General features: G+C 45.0%; 1 pseudogene. It reads right to left on the reverse strand.

The features are described 5' to 3' along the window. A pseudogene (locus L5L97_RS22875) lies at positions 1–520 on the reverse strand (hypothetical protein); the annotation flags it as partial.

A 520-nucleotide genomic window follows, 5' to 3' on the forward strand; every position in this document is an offset into this window, starting at 1 on the left:
TCAGAGTTTACAACCACACCGCCTGCATCAACAGTATCTGATGCACCTGCAACTCCATTGGTAACCGTTGCCATTGTTAAGGTGCCACCTGCAGGGCCTACAGCCTTAATCCCTGCAACTCCATCCGCTGAAATACTCAGTTTATTAGTGCTTGAATCATAGGAAGCAGAATAGCCATCCTTTCCAATAGCAGTAGCTAAATCCTTCATACTTCCGTTAAATTTGCTTAAATCGTAAGACGTAGTACCAATATCTAATGATCCGGTATCAGCGGCAGTGAAACCTGTCAACTCTACAGATGCCTTAGTCGAAACTTTAACGCCTGTACCTAAATTATTTAGTGCTTCAGCTGCAGCTTTTGCATCCATAGCTGATATATCTGTTGCCGTAGATGTGCCATTAGGGCCGCTTAGTACAATGTTACTAGCGCCTGTTGCAACACCATATGCTGTTCCTGCCGCCGCAGCAGCACCAAATACACTGCCTGCACCTGTTTTTTGATTCTGACCAATTGAACCTG

This window comes from Shewanella sp. SM71 (assembly GCF_025653905.1).
In the GTDB taxonomy this organism is placed as follows: domain Bacteria; phylum Pseudomonadota; class Gammaproteobacteria; order Enterobacterales; family Shewanellaceae; genus Shewanella; species Shewanella oncorhynchi.